The 21,784-nt window shown below is 66.1% G+C and carries 17 protein-coding genes and 1 tRNA gene; 2 read left to right on the top strand and 16 right to left on the bottom strand.

Annotation, left to right across the window (positions count from 1 at the left end; translation table 11 throughout):
- Positions 1-1,206 (top strand): hypothetical protein (locus VNS22_RS02015; protein ID WP_325729082.1); only part of this gene is annotated, 1,206 nt, incomplete at its 5' end.
- Positions 1,207-1,304: 98 nt separating this feature from the next.
- Here the strand turns inward: VNS22_RS02015 and VNS22_RS02010 are convergent.
- Complete coding sequence (locus VNS22_RS02010) at positions 1,305-1,751, bottom strand: DMT family transporter (RefSeq protein ID WP_325729080.1); 447 nt, start codon at positions 1,749-1,751, stop codon at positions 1,305-1,307.
- A 62-nt stretch (positions 1,752-1,813) separates the two neighbouring features.
- Here VNS22_RS02010 and VNS22_RS02005 point away from each other — a divergent pair.
- A tRNA-Arg gene (locus VNS22_RS02005) sits at positions 1,814-1,889 on the top strand.
- Positions 1,890-2,180: 291 nt separating this feature from the next.
- Here the strand turns inward: VNS22_RS02005 and VNS22_RS02000 are convergent.
- The 15 genes from VNS22_RS02000 to VNS22_RS01930 all read right to left on the bottom strand — a co-directional run bounded on the left by VNS22_RS02000 (position 2,181) and on the right by VNS22_RS01930 (position 21,742).
- Entirely contained in the window at positions 2,181-5,291 is a 3,111-nt protein-coding gene (locus VNS22_RS02000) for a hypothetical protein (protein ID WP_325729078.1), read from the bottom strand.
- Positions 5,292-5,482: 191 nt separating this feature from the next.
- On the bottom strand, positions 5,483-5,722 hold the full coding sequence (locus VNS22_RS01995) for a hypothetical protein (RefSeq protein WP_325729076.1): 240 nt from the start codon (positions 5,720-5,722) through the stop codon (positions 5,483-5,485).
- 46 nt (positions 5,723-5,768) lie between these two features.
- Positions 5,769-6,002: a hypothetical protein gene (locus VNS22_RS01990; protein ID WP_325729074.1), complete on the bottom strand. Its 234-nt coding sequence runs from the start codon at positions 6,000-6,002 to the stop codon at positions 5,769-5,771.
- Complete coding sequence (locus tag VNS22_RS01985) at positions 5,999-6,775, bottom strand: hypothetical protein (protein ID WP_325729072.1); 777 nt, start codon at positions 6,773-6,775, stop codon at positions 5,999-6,001. The genes VNS22_RS01990 and VNS22_RS01985 overlap by 4 nt, the downstream gene beginning before the upstream one ends.
- 126 nt (positions 6,776-6,901) lie before the next feature.
- Entirely contained in the window at positions 6,902-7,465 is a 564-nt protein-coding gene (locus VNS22_RS01980; RefSeq protein ID WP_325729070.1) for a hypothetical protein, read from the bottom strand.
- Complete coding sequence (locus VNS22_RS01975) at positions 7,462-7,734, bottom strand: hypothetical protein (RefSeq protein WP_325729068.1); 273 nt, start codon at positions 7,732-7,734, stop codon at positions 7,462-7,464. The genes VNS22_RS01980 and VNS22_RS01975 overlap by 4 nt, the downstream gene beginning before the upstream one ends.
- 312 nt (positions 7,735-8,046) lie before the next feature.
- Positions 8,047-9,465, bottom strand: coding sequence for a hypothetical protein (locus VNS22_RS01970; protein WP_325729066.1), 1,419 nt, complete (start codon positions 9,463-9,465; stop codon positions 8,047-8,049).
- Positions 9,466-9,483: 18 nt separating this feature from the next.
- Complete coding sequence (locus VNS22_RS01965) at positions 9,484-12,861, bottom strand: Ig-like domain-containing protein (RefSeq protein WP_325729065.1); 3,378 nt, start codon at positions 12,859-12,861, stop codon at positions 9,484-9,486.
- Positions 12,858-13,265 (bottom strand): hypothetical protein, encoded by a 408-nt coding sequence (locus VNS22_RS01960; protein WP_325729064.1) that lies wholly within the window; start codon positions 13,263-13,265, stop codon positions 12,858-12,860. Before VNS22_RS01960 ends, VNS22_RS01965 begins: the two co-directional genes overlap by 4 nt.
- A 3-nt stretch (positions 13,266-13,268) precedes the next feature.
- Positions 13,269-13,799: a hypothetical protein gene (locus VNS22_RS01955; protein WP_325729062.1), complete on the bottom strand. Its 531-nt coding sequence runs from the start codon at positions 13,797-13,799 to the stop codon at positions 13,269-13,271.
- Positions 13,800-13,805: 6 nt separating this feature from the next.
- Positions 13,806-15,212, bottom strand: a complete 1,407-nt coding sequence (locus VNS22_RS01950) for a hypothetical protein (RefSeq protein WP_325729060.1) — start codon at positions 15,210-15,212, stop codon at positions 13,806-13,808.
- Entirely contained in the window at positions 15,213-15,953 is a 741-nt protein-coding gene (locus VNS22_RS01945) for a hypothetical protein (protein ID WP_325729058.1), read from the bottom strand.
- Between the two features lie 49 nt (positions 15,954-16,002).
- Positions 16,003-17,649, bottom strand: a complete 1,647-nt coding sequence (locus VNS22_RS01940; RefSeq protein ID WP_325729056.1) for a hypothetical protein — start codon at positions 17,647-17,649, stop codon at positions 16,003-16,005.
- The gene (locus tag VNS22_RS01935; protein WP_325729054.1) at positions 17,649-17,810 is read right to left on the bottom strand and encodes a hypothetical protein; all 162 of its coding nucleotides are present in this window, start codon (positions 17,808-17,810) and stop codon (positions 17,649-17,651) included. The genes VNS22_RS01940 and VNS22_RS01935 overlap by 1 nt, the downstream gene beginning before the upstream one ends.
- A complete protein-coding gene (locus VNS22_RS01930) occupies positions 17,810-21,742 on the bottom strand; it encodes a hypothetical protein (protein ID WP_325729052.1) in 3,933 nt (1,310 codons plus the stop codon). Before VNS22_RS01930 ends, VNS22_RS01935 begins: the two co-directional genes overlap by 1 nt.
- Positions 21,743-21,784: the final 42 nt, after the last annotated feature.

Here is a 21,784-nt window from a genome sequence, read left to right as displayed (position 1 = left end):
GGCGAAGGGCTGGCCGACGGCATCGTGGAACAGCTGTCCGTCGCCCGATTCTGGTCCGTGCTGGGCCGGGGCGTCAGCTTCGCATACCGCGACCAGTCGAACCCGGTGCTGGCCCTGCGGCAGGAGCAGGGCGTCACCCTGGTGGTCGACGGGAACCTGCAGCCGTCCGCCGAACGGCTGCGTACATCGGTAGAACTCATCGATGCGGCCACCGGCCAGCAACTCTGGTCCGAGCGGTTCGACCGAGCGCCCGGCGACTGGACGGCACTGCGGGACGAGCTGGGCTCGCGCATCGGCTTTGCGGCCTACTCGGCCGGCGTCTTCCCTGCCATTACCGATCGTGCTTCCGGGCGCCCGATCGAGGAACTCAGCGCCAACGACCTGGCCCTCCTTGCCCGTGAGCAGTTCCTGGAGATGACGCAGGAGGCGAATGCCAGAGGCGTGGAGCTTGCCCAGCTGGCGCTGGCCCGTGATCCGCGGTCCAGCGCTGCGCTCTATATGCTCTGCCGTCTCTACCATGATCAGGTCAGCGAGGGTTATGCACCGCAAGCCGAAGCCATGGCTCGCTGGGGCGAGACCGCAATCCGGGTGATCGAGCTCGATCCGAACTATGCCTGGGGCTACGTCGAACTCGCGGCATGGTACAGCTACAGCGGCAAGAAGGACGCCCTCGTTCTGGCAGCGTTCGACCGGGTGGTCGAGCTGGCCCCCAACCATCCCATTCTGCTGGCACAGGTGGCGGAGCAGCTGCCCTATCATGGTCAGCTTGAGCGGGCCGTTGCACTGCTCGCCCGGGCGGTTCGCTTTGATCCGGAGATGCGCTTCGACTGGCGCCAGTCGCAGATCAACTTCTTCCTTCGCCGCTTCCGCGAAGTGGTCGACCAGATCGAGGACTTCACCGATCTCGGCCGCTGGAACTATTTGTTCGCCACGCTCGGCTACGCGCAGCTCGGCGAACCAGAAAAGATGGCAGTCTGGCGCCGGCGCTTTGTCGAGAGCTGGCCGGACTACTCGTTCGAGCGCTCGGTCTCCCCGACCGGCGATTTCTCACCCGCCGCTGCGAAGGAACGCACCCTGTGGCTGGACAGCCTCGCCAAGGCAGGCCTGCCCAAATGCGCGACGCCCGAGCAGATCGAGACGCTGAAGATCAGGCCCCTGCCCGAGTGCGAGGCGGAGCGGGCCAGGCAGGCTGTATCCAAGACATAGGCAGGGCGGGGCATCGCCTCCGTCCTGGATCAAGGCGTGACTGGACCGCGCGTCAGGCTCCTTGTGCGTTGGGCTCCAACCGGAACCTGACGGCCCAGCTAGACCCAGCGGATCAGCACCACCCCGCCGGCCAGCATCGCCACACCGATCAGGCGCGGCAGGTCGATGGGGTGGCCCGGCACGCCCAGCAGGGCGAAATGGTCGATCAGGATCGAGGCGATCAGCTGGCCGGCGATGAAGATCGCCACCGTGGTCGCCGCCCCCAGCCTGGGCGTGGCCATCAGCGCCGCCAGCACGTAGAGCGCGCCGATCATCCCGCCGATCCACATCCACCAGGGACCCGCCAGCAGCTCGCGCAGGTTGGGGGCCGGCAGCCGCCCCGCCACCACCAGCACCGCCATCAGGCAGGTGCTGACGAACACCGAGATCAGGGCCCCGTAGATCGGGTGCCCGGCGCGCGACGCCACCTGGGCGTTGAGCAGGGGCTGCATCGAGATCCCGGCCCCCATGACCGCGATCCATGCCCCCAGCAGAAACTGAATCAAGCCGCACTCTCCGAACCGGCGCCCTCGCCTAGCATGGCCGCTGCCGCTAGAGTGCGCCAGCCGCGCCCTTAGCTCAGCGGATAGAGCAACCGCCTTCTAAGCGGTAGGTCGCAGGTTCGATCCCTGCAGGGCGCGCCATTTTTCAATGACTTAGCCGATACTGTTTCCGGTCAGATGCCGCCTCTGGACATCAGCTACGGCAAGATTTCGGCAAGATGCCCACCCGCTCCCACCTCCACCGCTTCCCCATCGACGCCGCGCGCGACCTGACCATCCGGTGCAAGGCGTGCGGCCACGAGCAGTGGCACCCCCAAGGCCGTCTCTCGGGCCTCGCGCACCATGGCGTCTACTTGGGCGACATCGAGCCGCGGCTGATGTGCTCCAAGTGCGGGGCGCGGGGGCAGGTGGAGATGCGGGTGGGCAACCGGTCTAGCTGACCAACGCGCCGTTGCGAACACCCAACGAACCGGCAGACGGGTGCTTGGCTGTGCCGCTGCCGATATGCCGGATGTTGCCGTACATCGCGCAGCGCGCCGCATACTCGACCGGGTCGATCACGGTCACGTCGAATGCCTTCAGATAGCACTCGGTCCCGTTCTTGGTCTTGCCGTCCACCAGACCGTTGCGGTCGCCGATCGACACCCCGCCATAGACCTCGCATGTGGTCGCCACACCGTCATCGCCTGTCGCTGGTGCGGCATGGGCCTCGATGCCGCCAAGCTTGGTGCCGGACAAGCGATGCACCGCGTTCTTGCGGGTAATCGGATTGGTATAGACCGCATGGGCGCCATAGGCCGGCACCAGCCCGCCGCCGATATTGTATTCTGCGATCGGGCTCTCCCCCATCTCGTAGCAGTTCTCGTGCGAGCTCATGCCATCGTCATGATTGTCATGAGTGTAGAGCCCACGGTGCCGACAGACCGCGAAGTTGTGCCAGTTGAAGCCGTCGCCGGTGTCGGTGTTGAAGGAGCCCGACCCGGCCGCCTCGCAATCCTGCAGGTCGGACCACCACGCCAGGTCGAAGCCGTTGAGCGGCGCACCCAGCACGGTGCAGTCCTGCAGGTAGGTGCGGGTGATGCCGCGGGTGTTGATCCCGCCGTAGCGGACCTCCAGCCCGACCATCCGCAGCGTTCCTCGGACAGGCGTCCAGAATGACGGAGTGCCGCTGATCAGGCCGTTGCCGTTGGACACATAGATGCTGGCATCAGCCGGATTCCCGCCGCCCTGGATGGAGAAATACAGGGTGCCGCTGGTGTAGAAGCAGCGTGGCTCCGTGGTGGCGTCGATCTCGTCGAGCGCATCGTTCGTGATCGTGGCCGTGGTCCGCTCGATCCTGACACAGGGCAGTCGGTGCCCCCGGCCGCGCAAGCCGGCATGTTGCTCCTCGATCGGCACGGCGGTGCTGGTGTCGACCGTGCCGTCCTGCCACAGGAAGTTCGGCGGCCCGGCCAGGCTGATCGAGGCCTGATAGACCTTGGTGCGCCCGGCGGTCTTGGTGATACCGGTTAGCTTGGTCCCGAACCGGAATACTGGCCGTTCATACGCCGAGGTTGCGTCGCCGATGACGGTGAGGTCCAGGACCTTGCTGATGTCGAGTTGCCCCGCCCCCATGTCGCCGGCCCGGACGTGGATCTCGCCGACGCCGCCCATCCAGTCCAGCGCCTTGGCGAGGGTGCGCCAGGGGTTGCCGGCCGTGCCAGTGCCGGTGGAATCGCTGCCGGTCGGTGACACGTGCGCCACCGCATGACCCAGGCCCGGCTTGGAGATGGGCAGGCTGTAGAGTTGCGCCTCATCCACGGGTGACGTGGTGGTCAGCAGCCGGGGGCGGCGGAACTTGGACGCCGTGGCGCCGGCGCTGGCCCAATGGGTGAAGCGGATCTGGATCTGTACGGTATTGGCCGGCACCGTCGTGGTTGCGACCAGCGGCACATATTGGCCAGTGGTGGACGCCGAGCGCGCCGTGGCCCGGGTGCCAGACAGCTCGGATCCGCCGCTATCTCGGAACAACAGCGCGACCTCGCAGCCGGTAGCCGCGTCCGTGTGCCCTTCGGCCGTGACCTGGATCGGCTTGCCCGGTGCGAACTTGCCAACCGCGTCCACATACCAGGAGCGGTTGGGCGTGCCGCTGGTGCCGCTGAACCCCAGCACCGGCTCACCATCTTCCTTGCTGATCTGCACGGTGCTGCCGCTGCCGCCGCTGAACTCGGGCTCCGGGAACAGATCGAAGTATGGCGGCGTCTCGGGCACCGCGCCCGCCAGACTGGTCCGATAAGGCGCATACTTGGGCGGGACACGGCCGATGATCACGCCGCCGAACTCGGCATAGGTGGCCGTGTTCCCCTGTTGGAAGCGAACGCGGATCGTGGCCGTGTTGGCGGGCACGGCCGCGCTGGCATCCTTCTGGTCGCGGGTGCCGGTTGCCGTGTTGCTCAGACTGGTGCGGCTGATCTCAGTCCCGGAGCCGTTCAGGTAGATGACGTGCAGGACTGCGGAACCGGCCACGTCCGAGCGCAGGCCGGCGCGGTAGTAGAGCAGTGTACCAGGTGCGAATGGCCCAACGGCCGGGATGTCGTAGGTCTGAGTCTGCGCCCCGGTCACGGTGGTCCCGGTCGGCATGGTGATCCGAAGCCGGGGCTCGCCATCGGCAACCACGCGCTTGCCATAGCGGGTGGCGACCGGCCCGAACCCAACGAACTCGGGGTCCGGGAACAGGTTGGTGCCCACGTCCTCCAGGTAGGGGCGGAAGCCGCCGATGGCGCCATAGGCGATATAGGGTTCGGTCAACCGGATCATGGTTCCGGCCACCGATCCGGCGTCGAAGTAGAACCGGACGGATGTGCAGGCCGGGTCGAATTGCAGCCCCTCGAACATGACCTGGATCGGCGTCGAGGTGGCCGCGTTCGGCAGAGCATAGGTCGCCCGCGCGCCCGTAATCTCGGCATTGGAGGCGTTGCGCTGCACGACCAGGATCCGCGCAGCCGTGGTTGCGGCTTTTTCAGCCACGGTGACGCCCGCGCTGAAATACCCGCCCGAGGTCGGCACTACTTCGGGAAGCAGCATGAAGGTGGCGCCTGTCTCGATCTTCAGGCTCCAACGCTCCTTGTGTTTTTCCCGCGTCAGCGTGGCGGTCGTGCCGGCGAAGACCGTAGCGTCTCCGATCCCCTCCCACTCATAGCCTGGAACCAAGTTCGGAAAGCGGCTGCGCAAGGAAGCAGCCATGCCGTTCGCGGCAGTCTTCGCGACCTCGCTGACGCGATCAACCGCCGCGACCCATGTACCAGTGCCCGATGCACCCTGCTTGCGGTACGTCCCATTGTTGGAGACCGTGGAATCGTTCGTCACCTGGGCAAGGGTGCCATCTGCGAAGGCCAAGTTACCGTCCATGGCGCTCTTGGTGGCGAAGCCCACCACGCCTGAGGACTGCCCCGCCTCGATGCCGTCCAGACGATCCGCATGATTGCCTAGCGCCTGCCCCAGGCCCACCCTGGAGCCGCGGACAAGGACAGTGGCCCCGGTGAGGCCTGTGGTATTATCTGCCATGCTCAAGCCTCCGCGGGCGGATCAGTGCGGACGCGCTTGCCGTTCTCATCGGTCGTGATGCGCCGGCCGAGTTCATCGACCAGCCAGCGGGTCCAAGGCGGAGGGAGATCGACGCCGACGCGCGCCCAGCGGCGCCGCCTGAGAGCCAGTATCATGGCAGTCTCCTGTTCTGCTTTTTGTGTCGTCGGAGGCTAGGAGCCGGCTGCCGAGAGTTCCGGGCAGACGGCACGGATCGCCGCACGAAGCTGTCCTAGCTCCATGATGGCGTCGTCGATGCGGCCGGTGCGGATGCGCGCGATGCGTTCGGCATTCTCGGCAATGATGTCCACGTCCGGCCGGTAGTGGGCATGGGGCGGAACGCGGGCAGCCATGGCGATGATGATGCCGGCGTCGCGGCGGGCATCGTCGATGGCGTCGAGCTGGTCGGCCAAGCTTTCCCGCCAGTCCTGCGATCGGGGGACCAGCGGCGGGCAGACCCTACCAGGGGCGGGAGGGGTCACGCAGGCGCTTGCGCACAGTGGCAGGATCGCCGCCAGCGCCAAGGTAAGCGTCCGTCGCCTGGCGTGAGGCCTTGGCGTCTGCGGCTGCGTGCTCATTCTCGACGTCCTCCCGGGCGTCCTGCTTGATGCTGCGGATGGCGACCAGGACACCGGCGACGGCAGCGCCGGCTACAGCGAGGTAGCCGCCGAGGCGAGACCAGAGGTCGATCATTTGCCTGTCGCCTTGCGGGCGCGGATCGTGCCGATCAGGGTCAGGATCATCCCGGCTGCCATCATGACGCCGACGATCGTCTGCCATGTCGGCCCTAGCTGGATCGCCTTCATGCCGGTGGCGGTATGTACGATGTCCGGGCCGTAGGTCACCGCAGCGCTTACGCCCGTCAGGATCATGCCTGCCCCTCGCTTGGTGAGCGGCAGCGGCTTCTCCGGGTAGGCGTCCAGGGCGAGCTTGAAGTTGGCCGGCCAGTGCTCCGGCCGGGGCTTGCCCGGGTTCCAGACCCGCTTGTAGACCACCCACATCTCGTCAGCATCCAAGCTCAGCGCCTGGTTGTCGGTCAGGAGGTAGAGACGAGCCAGCCACAGCGCCGCCTTGTCGTCGGCCATGATCCGCGAAGCATTGGCAGATCGCGCATCAGGGTCGGGGTCGAGCCCGACCGATGTCAGCGCCTCGATGATGTTGCGCAGGGCCCGCACCTTCGCGTGCCGCAGCGTCAGGCGGATGCCGCTGTACTCGAAGCCCCATAGCCCATACGCGCCCAGGCCCGGCGTCTGGATCGGCTGCAGGTCGACTCCAGGCCCCGGATCCGCATCGTGCAACTGCCGGCGGTGCGTCAGCGCACTCTCCTGCAGCCCGATCGCCGTCAGCATCACCACGGCCTCGCGGCTGGCGATCTGCTGCTTGGATCCGACGATGTCCCCCAGCTCTTCCAGGCCAGGCTTGATCAGGTCGTGGACCAGGGTCCGCACCTGCGCGAGGGTCGGCATGTTCAGGACTCCAAGCGGCAGCGGCCCGCCAGGAGGCAGGCTGAAATTCGTTGCGTGGATGGGAGGAACGTTAGATGATCAAAGCACCAAGACTGGCCCCTGCGTTCACGTGCACGGGGCCAGTTTTCATTTTGCCGCCACGGCCGGCAGTTCCGGAATGTGGATCAGCCCCACTTCCTGGCCATTGCGCGCCTCACCATCCGTGCACTGCGCACTGTCGGCGAACAGCAGCCAGCGGATGAACCGAAGCCCCTCCGTCTGTTGCACCGGGATCAGCAGCGAAAATTCTGTGTAATCCGGGCTTTCTTCTGGCGAGCGGACGATCGGCGAGGCCGTCAGGCTGGACGGTGACGAGGCCTCGATCGCCGGAGCCGGAACCGGCGGATCATCGTCGTAGATCATCTCGCGCTTCAGAAGCCCACCCGTGCAGGCGACGTACCTCGTGCGGGCTGCGGTCACGACCAGCTTGGGCACATCGCCGGTCAGCCACCATCTGGCCGTTCCGTCGATGGACATCGCCCGGGTTGGCGTCACCCCGTACCAGCGGATCACAGTGTAGTCTGTCAGGTTCACCGCCGACGCGATGGCGATGACGATCAATGTCCCAACGAATGGGACCAGGTACCTTTGCCGTATGATGCGGACCAATCTGGTGTAGCCGTGCCAGATGTCAGCAAGTGCGGCTTTCATGGTCCCGATCCCTTGATCGTCAGCAGGGCTGTTATCCAATCCGCGACCGCTCGAAAGTTCGCTACCAGCAGGCCCAGCCCGATCGGGATGCCTGCCAAGATCACGCGGTCCCAAAATGCTTGCCACCACTTACGGTCCTTTGCCGGAGCAGCGAGAGCGTTCCAGTCCGGTCTGCCGTCTTTCAGCAGGCCCATCCTATCGAACGCTTCGACCGTCTCTCGTTCCACGACTTTTTCGGCAATATGCTCCACATCCCGCTCGGTGAGCATGGATCAGCCCTCCCCCGGCGGTGGCCCTGCATACGACACTTTAGGAACATGATGCGTGTTGCAGATCACCGAATGGGATTCTGAACCGGGAGACCGGAGCAGGGTTCGTCCGTTATTTGAGGAGCAGCCATGGCCGATGTCCCTCATCGGTTTGTGGTCAGCCCCGGCCGGCGAGTGTGGTAGCTACCGGCCGGGGCGCTGGGATCAGGCGGCCTGGCCACCTATTGTGCGGTGCCGCGACCATAGCCGCAACGCGCTAATCAGCGCAGCGGCAGGACACGTGCCCATCCGAAAAGTCATTGTAGCGGTGTGTCAGCGAACCGCCCGGAACAGGAACGGCCAGTCGTTATACTGCGTCCCGCCGTTGTTGATGTTCGGGTGATCGAAGCTCTTGCCGCCGTCCCGGCTGAACTCGGACTGCGTGTTCGGATGCGCCAGGAATGCTTCGAGGCACTTGAACCCGCCCTGCTTGACCCCGCTGAACATCGGCCAGAACCAGGCGCCCTGCCGGTACGGTGCGCGCAGGGTGAGGCTGTACGACTTGTAGGCCTGCAAGGGCACGACCCGGCTGAACTTGGTGAAGAACCACCGGTGCGGCTTGGCGCTGTCGCCCTTCGGATTGCCGCGCGGGTTGCCGAAGTAGGCGCTGGGGATGGTGACGCTCGCCGGAATGATGGTGATGTCGCCCGGGTCGGCCATGCCTTCGGCCAGGATGGTGGGGCTCTCCAGGAAGCGGAGTTCCGCGCCGATCTGCGGCTTGTCCGCCTGGCTGAAGCCGCGGGTCCAGAAGCCGTCCACCTCGACCGTGTAGGCGGGCATCTTGAAGGTCTGCCGGATGAGCTTGTCACCGTCGACCAGACACTCGCCGCGGTTCGCGAACCGGTACGGCTGGCCATAGGCGCGGCCAGACTTGAACCGAAATTCGAGGAACGGGACGTAGGCGCCTTCGGCCGCCGCACCCCAGCTCGACGCATTGGCGATGGCCGTGCTCTTCCAGCCGTTCGTGGTCTGGATCGTCTTGAGGAACGGGTAGGCTGGGCCCATGCGCTGGGGATGCGGCAAGGGCTTCTGCACAATGCCGAAGTTGGCTGAGTAGTAGTTCGCCTCGCCGGTGGCCTTGGTGTCGTTGTGCCAGACGACCCAGATGATCTCTCCCCTGCTGACCTTCGCCGGAGCGCGCAGTGCCAGCAGCGGGAACGCGGCCGACTTGGCCGGCACCCACGTGTCGGTCCTGCCGATCATCTTGTCAAAGTCAGGCATGCCTCCGGCGTCACGGTGGAAGCTTAGCCAAGCATCGCACTGCCCGCCGCCATAGCCGGTCTCGCCGGCCTTGTTGACGCGCGAGTTCTGCAGGATGTGGGTGATCTCGTCATCGTAGGGCATGACGAAGGCCGTGGCCGCCGCGTTGCCGGCCCTGATCTGCTTGTTGCCGATCGCCTCGAAGCTGGCGCCGCAACCGTAGAACAGCCCCCCGAATGCCATGTCGCGCGGGTCGACTGCCGGCTGCACCACCGGAGGCGGAGGCGGCGGAGCGGGCGGCGGTTCCTCCACCGACGGAGGCGGCGGAGGCGCGGGCGGCACCTGCGGCTCGGCCGGCTGACTGGGCATGTTCGCCAGGACGGCGGCCTTCAGCTCGGCCAGGGTGGCTCGATCCTGCGCTTCCTCTGCCTGTCGCCGGGCCGCACGCGCATCCAATTCCGCGATGCGCGCCAGAATATCCATGGTCATCATGGGGTAGCCTTTCGGGGGTTACGCCGCCTTAAACAGACACGGCAAGTCGTTGTAGGGCGCGCTTCCAGCAGGCACTGACCACTCCGACCAGGCCGAACCATCGTCCATGAACTGACATTTGGTGTTGTTCTTGTCCGCGCCGAAGCAGTCTACGGCGGTATAGGTGCCGGCCTTTGTCCCGCTATAGACCGGCCAGAACCACAGCTTCGCCCCAGCATTGGCGGTAAAGGTGATGCTGTACCTGGCGCCAGCGGCAAAGGTGACATTGCCACCGAATGGCACATAGAGCGGCGGGATCGGAGTCGCCGTGTTTTCGTCTGGCGCATAATCGGTCGAGCCGTGGATGATCTGCCCCGGCGTATACTGGTCCGAAAACTGCTGCAGGCTGCTGCTCGGTACGACGATCGTCTTCAGCACCGATCCGCCAATCTGCGCGATCTGGATCTGCAGCTCAGGATTGCTGCTCTGCGCGAATGTCCGGATCCAGACACCCTGGGCGGTAAACGCCCAGTTCGGCATCTGCCACAACTGCCGCACTCGGTAGCGCGTGCCATCGACCCGCTTGGGAGTTAAGTTGGCGAAACGGTAAGGCTGGCCGATTGCGTGCCCGTCCGTATAGACAAGCTCGCCAAACCAGCAGTATGACCCGGCCCATTCTGCCGACTGCTTGCTGTTTCGGAACTCTCTCCAGCTGCTTCCAAGGTTGTCACTGACAAAAACCCGCATGCCGCTGAAGAATGGTGGCATCCTTCCTGCAATGGGCTTGGTGCGGATCAAACAGTTCAGGTTCCAGCAATGGTCCCAATAGTCCTGACCGCTGCTGTTGGTTTCCAGGATCTGATAGACCAGCGCCAGCCACTTCCCGCCTTCTGGAATCGTGACCGGTTCAAGCAGGTTGAAATGCGGGTGCTGGTTGAGGTGATCGCGCGGCGTGAAGTTGGGCGTCCGGCCGAGCAACACGCTCATGTCCGGGGTGCCGTCCGGCTTGACCGGACGCAGCTCTACCCAGGCGGTGCATAGCCCATTGCCATAATCGCGCCCGCCGCTGGTTAGGCGGGTCGGGTTGCCGCGGGTGTTGACCGAGATCGACCGGATCTTGCCTGGCCGATAGGCGAAGAAGGTGCCGGCTGCGATCCGCTTGCCGCCGTTGTTGGCGTAGACGTTCACATTGCCTATGCGCGAGCCGTAGGAGCCGCAGCCGTAGTAGAGCCCATTGAAGGGGCGATCGGCGTTGCCGCCGACCGGCACTTCGCCGACGTTGACCGTGAGCAGAGCGGTGCCCGTGGCAATCCCACCCGTGCGCGAGCGGGCGGTGAAGATGAAGCTGTCGGAGCCGGTGTAGTTACTATCCGGTGTGTAGCGGACCTGCCCGGATTGGATTGCAGCCGTGCCGTGTTCTGGGTCGCTCACCGACACCAGAGTAAGCGCCGATCCATCCTCGGCGGTGGCACCGGCAAGCACGTCGATCAGGGCCGTCCCATTCTTCGCGACATCGACCGAAACGCCCGGCAAGGTGACCTCACTCAGCCGGACGGAGATCCGCAGGGGGCTGGACGGGCCCATAGGGTGCTTGCTGGCGACCTGGACACCGAACTCCAGGATCGGCGAGTTCGCGCCCGTGAGGTTCAGGCTGATCCGCGTTTCATCCAGGGCGGACACGCTGCCCTCGGGTGGCTGGTCGATGGCGATGATCTTCCAGCCCCAGCCGGCCGGATCGCGCACCGCCGGTGCAAGGTCGATGGTCGTCGTGGCTCCGGGCGTGCCGGATAGGACGATGGGTGTGCAGACCGGCGCCAGAGGTTCAGCCGCCCACTGCTCCGCTCGCGCCTGATCGGCGGTCTCAAGAAGCTCGATCGATGACAGCATCCGCAGCATGCGGAAGTTGGCGCCAGCCTGGGGCACACCGTTGACCAGCCTGGCGCCCAGGATCAGATCGCCGGCGGTCGGATCCTCGTCACCGGTCCAGGCGACCTCGATCGGGCTGCCGCCGTCCGTCCGGACCTGGATCTTTTTCGCATCCGGGTCGAACGTGACTGCCAGGACCATCGCCTTGCCGGGATTGCCCGACCCAAGCGCCGCGACGGATGCACCAGCCACGCTGAGCCGCCCGCCGACTGCAGCGCCGGTGAGCGCCGGATAGCGCAGCTTCAACGCAGCCACGTCCACCGGGTAGGGCGCCGTGACATAGGGCTCTGCCCCGGCCGGCGGCGTCGGGTTGACGGCCATGAGGCTGTTGCTGTGGCTCGCCCCCGGCGCCGTAGCGTGGGTCAGGCCGAGTGTGTGCATCAGCTCGTGCGTGGCGACCCGCCGCCGCCAGCCGCCCACGCCCCACGTCTTCTCCAGGTCCGCTTCTTCGGCCGGTTTGTCCGGCCCGAAGAAGATGTTCCCCTGCGGCGGGTAGTTGCCGATCGCGTCGGCATAGGTGCGATCGACCTGCGGCGAGAAGGCTACCAGGATCTCCGCCGAGGACGCCGGCACCTCCTGAAGGTTGAACCCAATGCTGCTGAGTGCAGCCGCACCCGCGCGGATCGCATCCTTGGCATCGTCGTGCAGGGGGTACCAGCCATCCGCATAGTCGACTGTACCCGGCAGACCATCCAGGCGCCCGCCGGTGTTGTCCTCGGCATAGACGAACCCGACGTCGGGGAAGCCATAGGTGATGGTCAGGCTGGGCCAGACCGGCGATGACGCGACCAGGTTGGCAGGATCAAAAGGCAAGCCAGCCGACCCGCCGCCGGACGGCGGTGCCTGGACGGGAGCGGTGAAGCTGCTCTTGACGGCACCGGTCACCTGCATATGCAGGTCCGTGCCCATCAAGCCCGCCTCCGGGTTGGCTGCCCCGCTGAGCGGCCAGTATTCGATCAGACCCGGGATGCTGAGCGGGTTGGCGCCCTGAGCCAACGCCGCTTTTTCCGCATCGGTCAGGGCTCGACCCCAGATCGCCACATGCTCGATGTCGGCCAGAACGCCGCCGGTGGGCGACGCATCCGAAGCTCGGCCGATAGCGGTACGATCGGGGGAGATCGGCGTGGCGCTGGTGCTGTTCGTGCCCTTGTTGCCCGTGTCACCGTTGAGGATGATCTCGCGAGCGGTGGTGCTCGTGAATGTCGCGCAAGCATGCTGCGCGACATTGGCGGCGATGTTGTTGCCGCTGACCGCGATGCCCCAGGCAGTGCCGGCCGTGGCGCGCGTCTCGGCGCGCAACCGACCGTTGAGCATCGAGACCGCAAACCAGTCGAGCTCAGAGCTGCGCCGGCCCAGCCAGAACAGGTAGCCCGTGCGCGCCGGCTGCGGCGTGCGAAACCACAGGGACACCGTAAACGGCGGGCCTAGTTTTGCCGGCTTGTCGACCTGGGCAAAGCTGCCGCTGCTCGAGCCCGTGAATGCCCTGCTCATCCGATGCGCACTTCCCAGGCAGGGTTATCGGTGGTGGCGCTGGTGTCCTGGGTCAGGAGCACCTGAGCGGCGGTGGCAGAGGCCGGGACCATCACAGCAGCGACCACAGTGAGGATCCGACCGCCGGGGGGATCGATCGTCATGCGCTGGCCTTCGCCGAACGCGATGGACACGCGGCCGGGGGCGGAGGTCAGGTCGACCGTCGGGTGCTGATCCGTGCTCGGCTGCAGCGCGTCAGCCCGCCTGCTCAAGTCGGTCAGGACAGGCACGCCGGCGCCGTGCTGACGCTCGACGAAGTCCGGCAGGGATGCCTCCCCATCGAACGCCGCCACGAGGCCCGGCAGGGCAAGCACGTTCGACCCACCGCCCCGGCGGTAGGTACGAAACCGAAAGGCGATGGTCATGCGTCAGGGGCCAGTGATGCCCGAGACGAGCCAGGTAGCACCTGCCTCTAACGAGAAGTCGACGCACTCGACGATGCCGGACGCGAGCTCGCCGCCGCTGGAAATGAAGCCGACAGGGCCACCGGTGACCAATGAGCCGGGCGGACCAGCGAAGGTGATCTTGCCCTCGCCTATCTGGAGCCATGGGAAAAAGTACCCAGTAGCGCCGACATTCGGCAGGGTCCAGGTCACCGCCGTGGCACTGAGCGAACGAAGCCGAACGCCGGTCAAAGACGTGGGAATGGTCTGGTTGCCGGCCGGCATGTCGACCTGCTTGATCCGCCCCCCGCCGACGATGTCGTCCCGAAAGTCAATGGGGTCGCCAAAGAGGCTGAACCCATCGCCAAATTGATTAACCCTCGGCACACGACCTACCTGGTCCTCAGTCGGGACAGGTAGGGTGTTCAGGTATTCCCAGATCGCGTCCCAGTTGTTCTTGAACCAGGACCAGCTGCGCTTGCCGGGCTTGCCGACATCAAAGTCTAGATTCGCCATAGTCGGTCAGCCCGCGTAGATGACGGCAGACACGAGGCGCTTGTCGGTGCCGGGGCTCGCCCGCAGCACCTTGCCCAGGACCGAGCCATGCGGCGGGCTGGCATCCCAGCGCCATGCCATGGCACAGCCAGGCACGTCGGAACTCACCAGGAGGTCGCCAGGCTGGGCCTCGCCCACGCAGAGCACGCCGTAGGGTGGCACGCCCAGGCCCGAGACGTCGAAGCCGCCATCCTCGAGCCAGCCGCAGAACACGCCATAGACCCGGGGATCCGCACGACGCTCAGACACCCGCGTGCAGGGCAAGTGCGAGGCCACCGGGCAGGGCTGATCGTCGGTGACCATCACTGTGCCCGGCTCGACGTCATCGCCCGGCACGAGATAGCCGTCCGGGAACTGGCTGGGATGGACGCCATGAAAGGCGCCATAGGAAACCGTGCCGCCAGTGACCGAGATCTTGCCGTTGAGCTTGGTGGCGCCGCGGTAGAACTCGACCAGGGCACCATCGCTGGCCTTGCGGTTGAGCGTGAGCGGCACCGCGTTGGATGCCGTGATCGAGGTCACGCCGGTGGTGGCAATCTCGACGCCGTCCTGCTGCACGTCGCCGACGATCGCCTCGCTGTCGGCTTCCTTGCCAACCAGGAACGAAGCATTCCGGACCCAGGTACCCTTCCCTGCCGAAAGGGTCAGGTAGGTGATCAGCGAACCGCCGACCCGCACCCGATGATTGACCGCGCCGTTGCCACCTGAGGTCAGGTTGCGCCAGAAGGACTCGATCGTGGCATAGGCCTGCGAGGTGCCGGCGCCGTCCGATTGCTCGAAAACCAAGCGCGGGCCCTGCGAACCGGCGGAGGCATTGGTCCGGGTGCGCTGCAGGGTGAGGTCCGGCCCATAGGTCGTGCCATCAGATGCCCAGGTCTGCACCTTCGTGCCGGGCCCGTACAGCGTGTGCGGCACGCCGCCCAGGTGCAATTCCGCGCCATGAACGGTCTCGACCTTCGTGCCTACCAGCCACGTCAGATCAGACGGGCCGAGAATGACCTTGCCGCGAAAGGCCTGGTCAGCCAGCCAGGTATTCGACGCAATCAGGAAGGCGATCAGGCTGCCCGGCGCATCGGTGAAGACGACACTCTCGCCTTCGGGAAACGCGATCGGGCTTTCGTTGTTGTCGCTGTTGGACAGCACCTCATCGACGCTGATCGTGTTCCCGTCACGAGTGCCGAGATGCACCTGCCAGATCGTGCCCTCGTCCGTCGCCATGGCGCGCACGAAAGCGGTCTGCATGTTCTCCGGCACAGTGTCCTGGACACGGCGAAAGCCTGGCTCCGCCACGGTTGCGATCGTGTAGGCGCCGGTGCCCGTGGTCGTCGTGGTGGTCTTGACCCGATCAGGCGGGCTCATGAAAACGCCAGGCATTTACAGCCGCTCCTCACATTCGAGGGTCCAGGACCATGACCGTGGGTTGTCGTGCGCGATGGGCTGCCCGGTCGGCATGACCAACAGGGTATCTTCGCCCAGCGCAGGGCTCTGCTCATCGAGGCAGAGCAGCATTTCCCGGGATGAGCCGCACAGACGATGCAGACGGCGGGCTTCGTTCCGGTCGGCCTCGCTCATCACCTTGAAATCGAGGCGGTAGCCCCGCACGATCGGGCGCTCGTCCGAGAAGACGGCGCCGCTGTAGCGGGAGCGCGAGACCTGCGAGAGATCGCTGACGGTCTGCTGGTAGCCGAAATCGTACCAGCGATCCGGGCGCCATGCCTTGGTGACCCAGACCCGCGGGACCTCCAGCGCGTTCTCGTCCACGCCCAGGTCTTCCAGATCGATCCGGATCACGTCGCCCAGGACCGGCATGTCCAGGCACCAGACCGCTAGGCCCCACGGGTCGACTACGCCAAGTGCTCTGTCGCCGCTGTCGTGGGTCGTGTTGTCGGGGTCGGCGATGTCGCCCACGCCGATACGCAGCCGGCCGGAGGCGGTCGGGCGGAGGTTGGTTCCGACCAGCGCCACCGTATCGATCTCACCAGGCTCAGGCAGCCGGATCTCGATCCAGGTTGCGAACACTCCCGGTGCGCTGCGCCAACACTCGGTCAGATCCGGGGTCAGCAACCGCGAGGGTGGAGCGTTGGTGCCAGTCGAACCAGCATAGGCAAGCGCCATCGCTTCCGGCCGGCGGGCCAGATTGTCGAAACCGATTCGGGCGGTCATTTCAGCCTAGCAGGTCCAGGGTGACTTCGCGGGCGGGTCCGTTGTCCTGGATGCCGACCACGATCGTTTGCTTGCCGCTCGCCAGTCCGAAACGGGGATGGGTGAGCGGCACCGGGTCGCCCAGATCGAGCCGCCAGCCCTTGCGCTTGCAGGTCACGCGATAGGTCGAACGGCCAGGGCTGTGCGTCCGCACGATGTCCCAGGCGCGGGCCTGCGCCCCGGCGGCAGTGGTGTAAACGGCATATTCCGGCGTCACCGAGCGGGCGGTCTGTACCTGCCCCAGCGTGCGGGACGACCCGGCATCCGCCACGCCCACGTAGGCGGTTTGGTAGGCCTTGAGCGTCGCTTCGGAGACGATCTCATCGTCCGGTTTCACGAGCTCGTTGCTGCTCTGCACGGTCTCGTTCGCGCCGTAGGGGATGGCGGCATGGTAGATCGGGCGACCATAAGGCGGCTCGATCCGGCTGATCTCCATGATGTCTTCTTCGCTGATCACCGTGCCGCCGACACCGGTGGTCAGCCGGCGGGCATAGACCCGACCGGAGCGGTTGACCGAGACCAAGAGCCCTGCCGCCTCAGCGATCTGCCCGACCAACTCCAGAATGGTAGCGGTCCCGGCACCAGTCGGCACATAGAGATGCATCGGGTGCGGCCAGGCGCGCTCGGCGTCCAGGAACTGACCTTCCTCGATCTTGCTGCCGGCGATGCCCGCCCGCCGAAGCAGCGCCATGATGATGCCGGATGCGGTCTCGCTGTACTGCGGCCAAGTGCCCTCGTCCCAGGGAAGCCCATCGTCCCATAGCTGGCCGTCATCCCATACGCCGATGGTCAGTGCGGGATCCTCGCCATGCCCCAGGAAATCGACCGTCACGTCACCGGCGGCGAAGTCGCCCAGCTTGAACAGCCCCTCGGCTCGGCAGGTCACCACCTCGCCCAGTTCGACCTCGGCATCTACCAGGGCCTGATAATCCACCACGTCGTTGCGGATGATCAGCGGCGCGCCCATGTCGCGCACTGCCTGCACAGCGCGGGCGAGACCGTCATGAAACTGGTAGATGAGCAGGTCGTTATCGATCAGTTCGGCTCGGGCGTTGCGGACGGCGCCGAAGCCTAGTGGCTTGGTCTTGCCCTCCAGCGCAGCCATGCCACCGCGACCACCCTGACCGGTGTAGACATTGGTGGAGATCGGACGGTCCAGCGCCGACAGAAGGTCTCGGGTGCGGATCTCGACCTTGTCCGCGTACCAGACCAGGTCCTCGACCACGCCCTCCCAGGAGGTCGCCATCTCGCGCACGCGCGGCTTGCGCCGGCCGCCGCGGTCGGAGGTGAACTTGAGCCGGATCGTGCGGCCCTGAAGCCCCCGGCTCTCGGCCAGCAGGTCAAGAGCCCCGTCCGCGTTGTCCAGTTCGATCGTGCCGGCGGTCGCCCGCACCACCCCGCCCATCAGCCCGTCGCCGCCGAGCGACAGGTTGCGAGTGATGGTCATCGGCGCCAGGCGGCCGGGGATGTGCTGGCCGGGATCGAGGTCGTCTTCGGTCGCCGTCCAGCCGCGGGTAGCGAACCGGACCATCGCCACCGGCACATAGCCCAGTGGCACCTCGGAGACGTAGCCCAGCGGGGCGGAGCAGAGCGGCTGATAGCCAAGCATCAGTCGGTCTCCGCCTCGAGGTCGACCGCCTCGACCTCAATGAGCCAGATCATCCGTGCGTCGGCCGATGCAATTTCGATGGCGCCCTCGCTGATCTGGTAGTCCTCCTCACCCTCGATCGAAGACAGCGGGGCGGAGCAGAGCGCATCGAAGCCAAGCATCAGGCGCGCTGCCCGGCACGCATGGTGGTCATCAGAGCCTGCTGGCTCGCTTCCATCTGCCGGCGAAGTTCATCGAACTTGGTCTTCAGGGTCGCGACGACCTCGGAGAGCTTGGTCACCACTGCGGCGGGCCCGGCGTCCTCTGCTTCCTTGGCCTGCGCCTGCACCAGGGCCAGAACGTCCTTCGTGATCTGCTCCAGACGGGCTTCGGTCTGCTGCGTCTTGGGCGAGCTCGCCGCCAGCTGGTTGATCTGGTCCCGCGTGGTCGAGATCAGGCTGGGCAAGGCCTTGATCGCGTCTACGTCGCCGGCCATCGCCTGGGCGTAAAGGCGCTCGACCTCGTTCTCATTCGCCCTGAACGACCGCCCCAACCCACCGGGCCGCGCCAGGTCGAAGGAGGCCAGCAGCCCCTTCAGCGGGTCCATCAGGCTGCCGAACATCGACCGCGCTTCGTCGCCCGCGGACTGATAGGCAGCCTTGGCAGTCTCGAACGCCTGCCGCCGGGTCGCCTCGATCGCGTCGTCCCGCGCCTTGGCAAGGCCAGCCTCGCTGACGCCCAGCGCCTTGGCCTGTTCAGACAGGCTCTCGAACTGCCGCCAGATGCCAGTGATCTGCACCTGCAGTTGCTTGGCCGGATCATCGCCCGCCACGAACGCCGCAATCTGGTCGCGCAGATCCTGCTTTTGGGCCTCGACCTGCCGGCGGATCGCCTTGATCGCCTCGTCCCGTGCCTCGGCCAGCCCCTTCTCGCTGACACCCATCTGCCGGGCCTGGAGCGCCAGATCCTCGTACTGGCGCCAGATACCGGTGATCGACACCTGCATCTGCTTCAGCGGATCGGCGCCAGCCACGAAGGCAGCGACGGCATCGGCCGTGTCCCGCTGCTGCCGGGCGAAGGCGTCGCGCAACGCCTGCTGTTGCTGGTCGCGGGCGGCAGCCAGGCCCCGCTCGCTGAGTCCAAGCTCCTTGGCCTGCTTGGAAAGCTCCCGGTAGGTCCGACTGACGTCGTCGATCTGGATCTGCAGCTCGGCCAGCGGATTGCCGGCAGCCAAAAAGGCAGCGATGCCCGTCTTGGCCTGCTCGATCTCTGCAGCCTTGGCTTCGGCCGCCGCCTTCCTGGCCGCGGCAATCTGCCGGTCCATGGCGGCACTCAGCCCGGACGTGCTGATGCCGTACTCGCGCGCCTGCTTGGTCAGATCCTGGAAGTTCATCCGGATCTGCGTGATCTCGACCTCAAGCTCCTTGGCCGAGTTCCCGAAGGCCAGGGCGGAAGCCACCTGCTGCTGGATCGAGCGCTTCTCGTTCGCGCGGGCTTCCGCCTCCTGCCGCTTCATCTCGGCCGCGGCTTCCTTCGCCGCCGAGATCTGGCGGTTCATCGCTGCCGTGATGCCGGAGGTGCTGAGGCCGTATTCCCGCGCAGCCGCGGTCAGCTCCGCCGCCTGCTCCCGGATCTGCGCGATCTGGTAGGCGAGTTCCTTGGCCGGGTCGCCAGCCGCCAGGAAAGCCGACAGGCTCTGCTGGGTGGATGCCCGTTGCTGCCGGCGAGCTTCCGCCTCTGCAGCCGCCCGGTCACGCGCTGCTTGAGCGGCAGACCGCTTGCGCTCCGCCTCGGCTGCGGCCTGATCGCGTGCCGACTGAGCAACCGCCGCCTTCTGGTCGGCATAGCTCTTTTCGAGCGCGTCGACCTGCTTCTTCTGCGCCTTCATGATCTCGTCGGATGTGCCGCCCATCGCGATCACATCCCGAGCGAGCGCCGTGGCCTCGTCGCGGATCCGCTGCTTTTCGCGCGCCAGTTCGGCCGCAGGGTCACCACGCGAAATGAAGTCCTGGGCAGCCGAGGTCACCGCGGCGCGGGCTGCCTGCTGGATGGCGGCGGACTGTGCGATCTGCGCCCGGGTCAGCGCGCCGGTGTCGATGCCAAGCGCCTTGGCTGCGGCGGAAAGTTCGGTGAAGCGGTCCCGCACCGCCTGCACCTGCGCCTGCATCTGTGTGGCGGCGTTGGTGTTACCGATATAGGCCTGGATCTGGTCGCGAACCGACTTTTCCTGCGCCTTGCGGGCATCGGCTTCCGCGCGGGCCTGAGCGGCATAAGCGTTCTGGACGGCGTTGATCTGCTCCGCCTGCGCCTGGCCCAGCTTGCTGACGTCGGCACCGACCTGACGCCCGGCCTCGGACAGTTCCGCAAACTTCGCGCGGATCGCCTCGATCTCGATCCGCATCTGGGCACCGCTGTCAGCCGTGCCGACAAACGCATCGATCTGTGCCTGGACCTGATCACGCAGCAGCCCGACCTGGCGGACCTGCTCTGCGCTCAGTTCTTTGGTCGAGAGCCCCAGCGCCTTTGCCTGGGCAATGGCCTCGGCAAACTGTGCGTTGAGCTCTTCGACTGCCGTCTGGGCATCGGAGCTTGGCTTGACCAGCCGGTCGATGGCAGCAGCAAGCTGCAAGGCCTTCTGCGTGCCTTCCGCATCGCCATAGTCGAGCTTGCCGGAGCCAACGAGTTGCTGGACGTTGGCGCCGGCGCCCTTCAGGCTCTCGGTGACCGCCTTCATCAGGGCGCTGGTCAACTCCTCGACAGAGCCATACTGCGTCTGCGTCGAGCCGAGCCCGAGCTTGAAGCCGTCCCTACTCCCGACAGCTACGTCAAAGCCCTGCAGGCCAATCGTTCCGCCGGTAGCTTCTTTCAAAGCCGCAGCATAGTCCGCCGCAGCCTGAGCGATCGTCTTGGCGGCGTCTTGGTTTTCCTGGCTGAACTTCTTCCCCGTCTGACCGTAGAGCTCGGCCAGGCCGGTGGTCAGGCTGTAGTTGATCCCCTGCTCTTTGTTGGACGGCTTGCCACCACCAAAGAGACCGCCGAATAGCGAGCCGCCCAGGCCACCAAGAATGCCGCCGAGCGCGGTGCCTACCACTGGGAACGCAGAACCGATCAGGGCGCCTAGGCCTGCGCCAGCACCGCCACCGATCGAGCCGCCGGTCTTGTTGAGACCCAGGAGACCGGCGAGCGTCCCGCCGCCGAATGCGCCCAAGCCCGCGGCGCCCAGCACTGAAGTAAGGCTGGCCGTGGTGCCGAAGATGCCCGTAGCGCCCGGCATGTTGCCGCCGACGCCCAGGAACCCGCCACCCGATGCTATCCCTGCCGTCGTGCCGGGGACGCCGCCCCCGGCCAGCCCGAGATAAGACGAACCAAAGTTGTTGATGGCGCCGCCAAGGGCGCTGCTGTTCAGGTAGGAGCCGCCGGACTGGAGGATGCTGCCGATGCCGCTGGAGAACCCACCGGCAGTGCCCGCCCCGATGCCAGCACCGCCCACGGCGCCCATGATCGGCGCCATCACCGGGCGGATCACCATCAGCGTGGCGATCTCGGCGGCCAGGCGGATGAAGATGTCCTTCACGGCCCCGGCGAGGTCGCTGAACGAGTTCACGCCGCCGCGGAAGATGCTCTCAAAGGTCGAGGTGAACTGGCTCTGGACGCCCTCGATCGCGTTCTCGAACGGCTTCTGCCAGAGCGCGGCTTCCTGCTGCGCCTGGCGCTTCAGCTGGTCGGCTCGCTCCTTCGCGGCCTGTTCCCGCTTCTGCTGTGCAGCCTTGGCCGCTTCGCCAGTGGCCTCATAGCTGGCCGAAAGCTCAGCGTTGCCGGTGACCAACTCGCGGATCGTGGCAGCCTCGGCGCTGTCATCCGCCACCTTGGCCTTGCGGATGGCCTGCAGCGCCTTGATGTCGGTCTCGGCCTTCTTGACCGCATCCGAGCCCTTCTTCTGGGCATCGGTCAGGAGCAACAGTTCCGCCCGCTCATCCTTGAGCGACTGGATCAGTTCCTCGACGCGCTGACGCTGGCGCTCGGCATCCTTGTCCAGGGTGGACGAGCCCGAAGCGACCGGCGCATTCCGCGCGGTCTCGTACTCCTGCTGTGCCTGCCGGCGCTGCGCTTCCAACCGCCGATTGGTCTCGGTCTGGACAATCAGCCGGTCACGCTC

The sequence above is a fragment of the Geminicoccus sp. genome (assembly GCF_035556675.1).
GTDB lineage: Bacteria > Pseudomonadota > Alphaproteobacteria > Geminicoccales > Geminicoccaceae > Geminicoccus.
The sequence above is the reverse complement of the archived record's forward strand: the minus strand, read 5'-3'. Positions and strand labels throughout refer to the sequence as shown.

Bases quoted from the DNA above. Each gene is read 5' to 3' on its own strand.
- VNS22_RS02000 (WP_325729078.1), bottom strand. From the start codon at position 5,291: ATGGCAGATAATACCACAGGCCTCACCGGGGCCACTGTCCTTGTCCGC.
- VNS22_RS01990 (WP_325729074.1), bottom strand. From the start codon at position 6,002: ATGATCGACCTCTGGTCTCGCCTCGGCGGCTACCTCGCTGTAGCCGGC.
- VNS22_RS01985 (WP_325729072.1), bottom strand. From the start codon at position 6,775: ATGCCGACCCTCGCGCAGGTGCGGACCCTGGTCCACGACCTGATCAAG.
- VNS22_RS01980 (WP_325729070.1), bottom strand. From the start codon at position 7,465: ATGAAAGCCGCACTTGCTGACATCTGGCACGGCTACACCAGATTGGTC.
- VNS22_RS01975 (WP_325729068.1), bottom strand. From the start codon at position 7,734: ATGCTCACCGAGCGGGATGTGGAGCATATTGCCGAAAAAGTCGTGGAA.
- VNS22_RS01970 (WP_325729066.1), bottom strand. From the start codon at position 9,465: ATGATGACCATGGATATTCTGGCGCGCATCGCGGAATTGGATGCGCGT.
- VNS22_RS01965 (WP_325729065.1), bottom strand. From the start codon at position 12,861: ATGAGCAGGGCATTCACGGGCTCGAGCAGCGGCAGCTTTGCCCAGGTC.
- VNS22_RS01960 (WP_325729064.1), bottom strand. From the start codon at position 13,265: ATGACCATCGCCTTTCGGTTTCGTACCTACCGCCGGGGCGGTGGGTCG.
- VNS22_RS01955 (WP_325729062.1), bottom strand. From the start codon at position 13,799: ATGGCGAATCTAGACTTTGATGTCGGCAAGCCCGGCAAGCGCAGCTGG.
- VNS22_RS01950 (WP_325729060.1), bottom strand. From the start codon at position 15,212: ATGCCTGGCGTTTTCATGAGCCCGCCTGATCGGGTCAAGACCACCACG.
- VNS22_RS01945 (WP_325729058.1), bottom strand. From the start codon at position 15,953: ATGGCGCTTGCCTATGCTGGTTCGACTGGCACCAACGCTCCACCCTCG.
- VNS22_RS01940 (WP_325729056.1), bottom strand. From the start codon at position 17,649: ATGCTTGGCTATCAGCCGCTCTGCTCCGCCCCGCTGGGCTACGTCTCC.
- VNS22_RS01935 (WP_325729054.1), bottom strand. From the start codon at position 17,810: ATGCTTGGCTTCGATGCGCTCTGCTCCGCCCCGCTGTCTTCGATCGAG.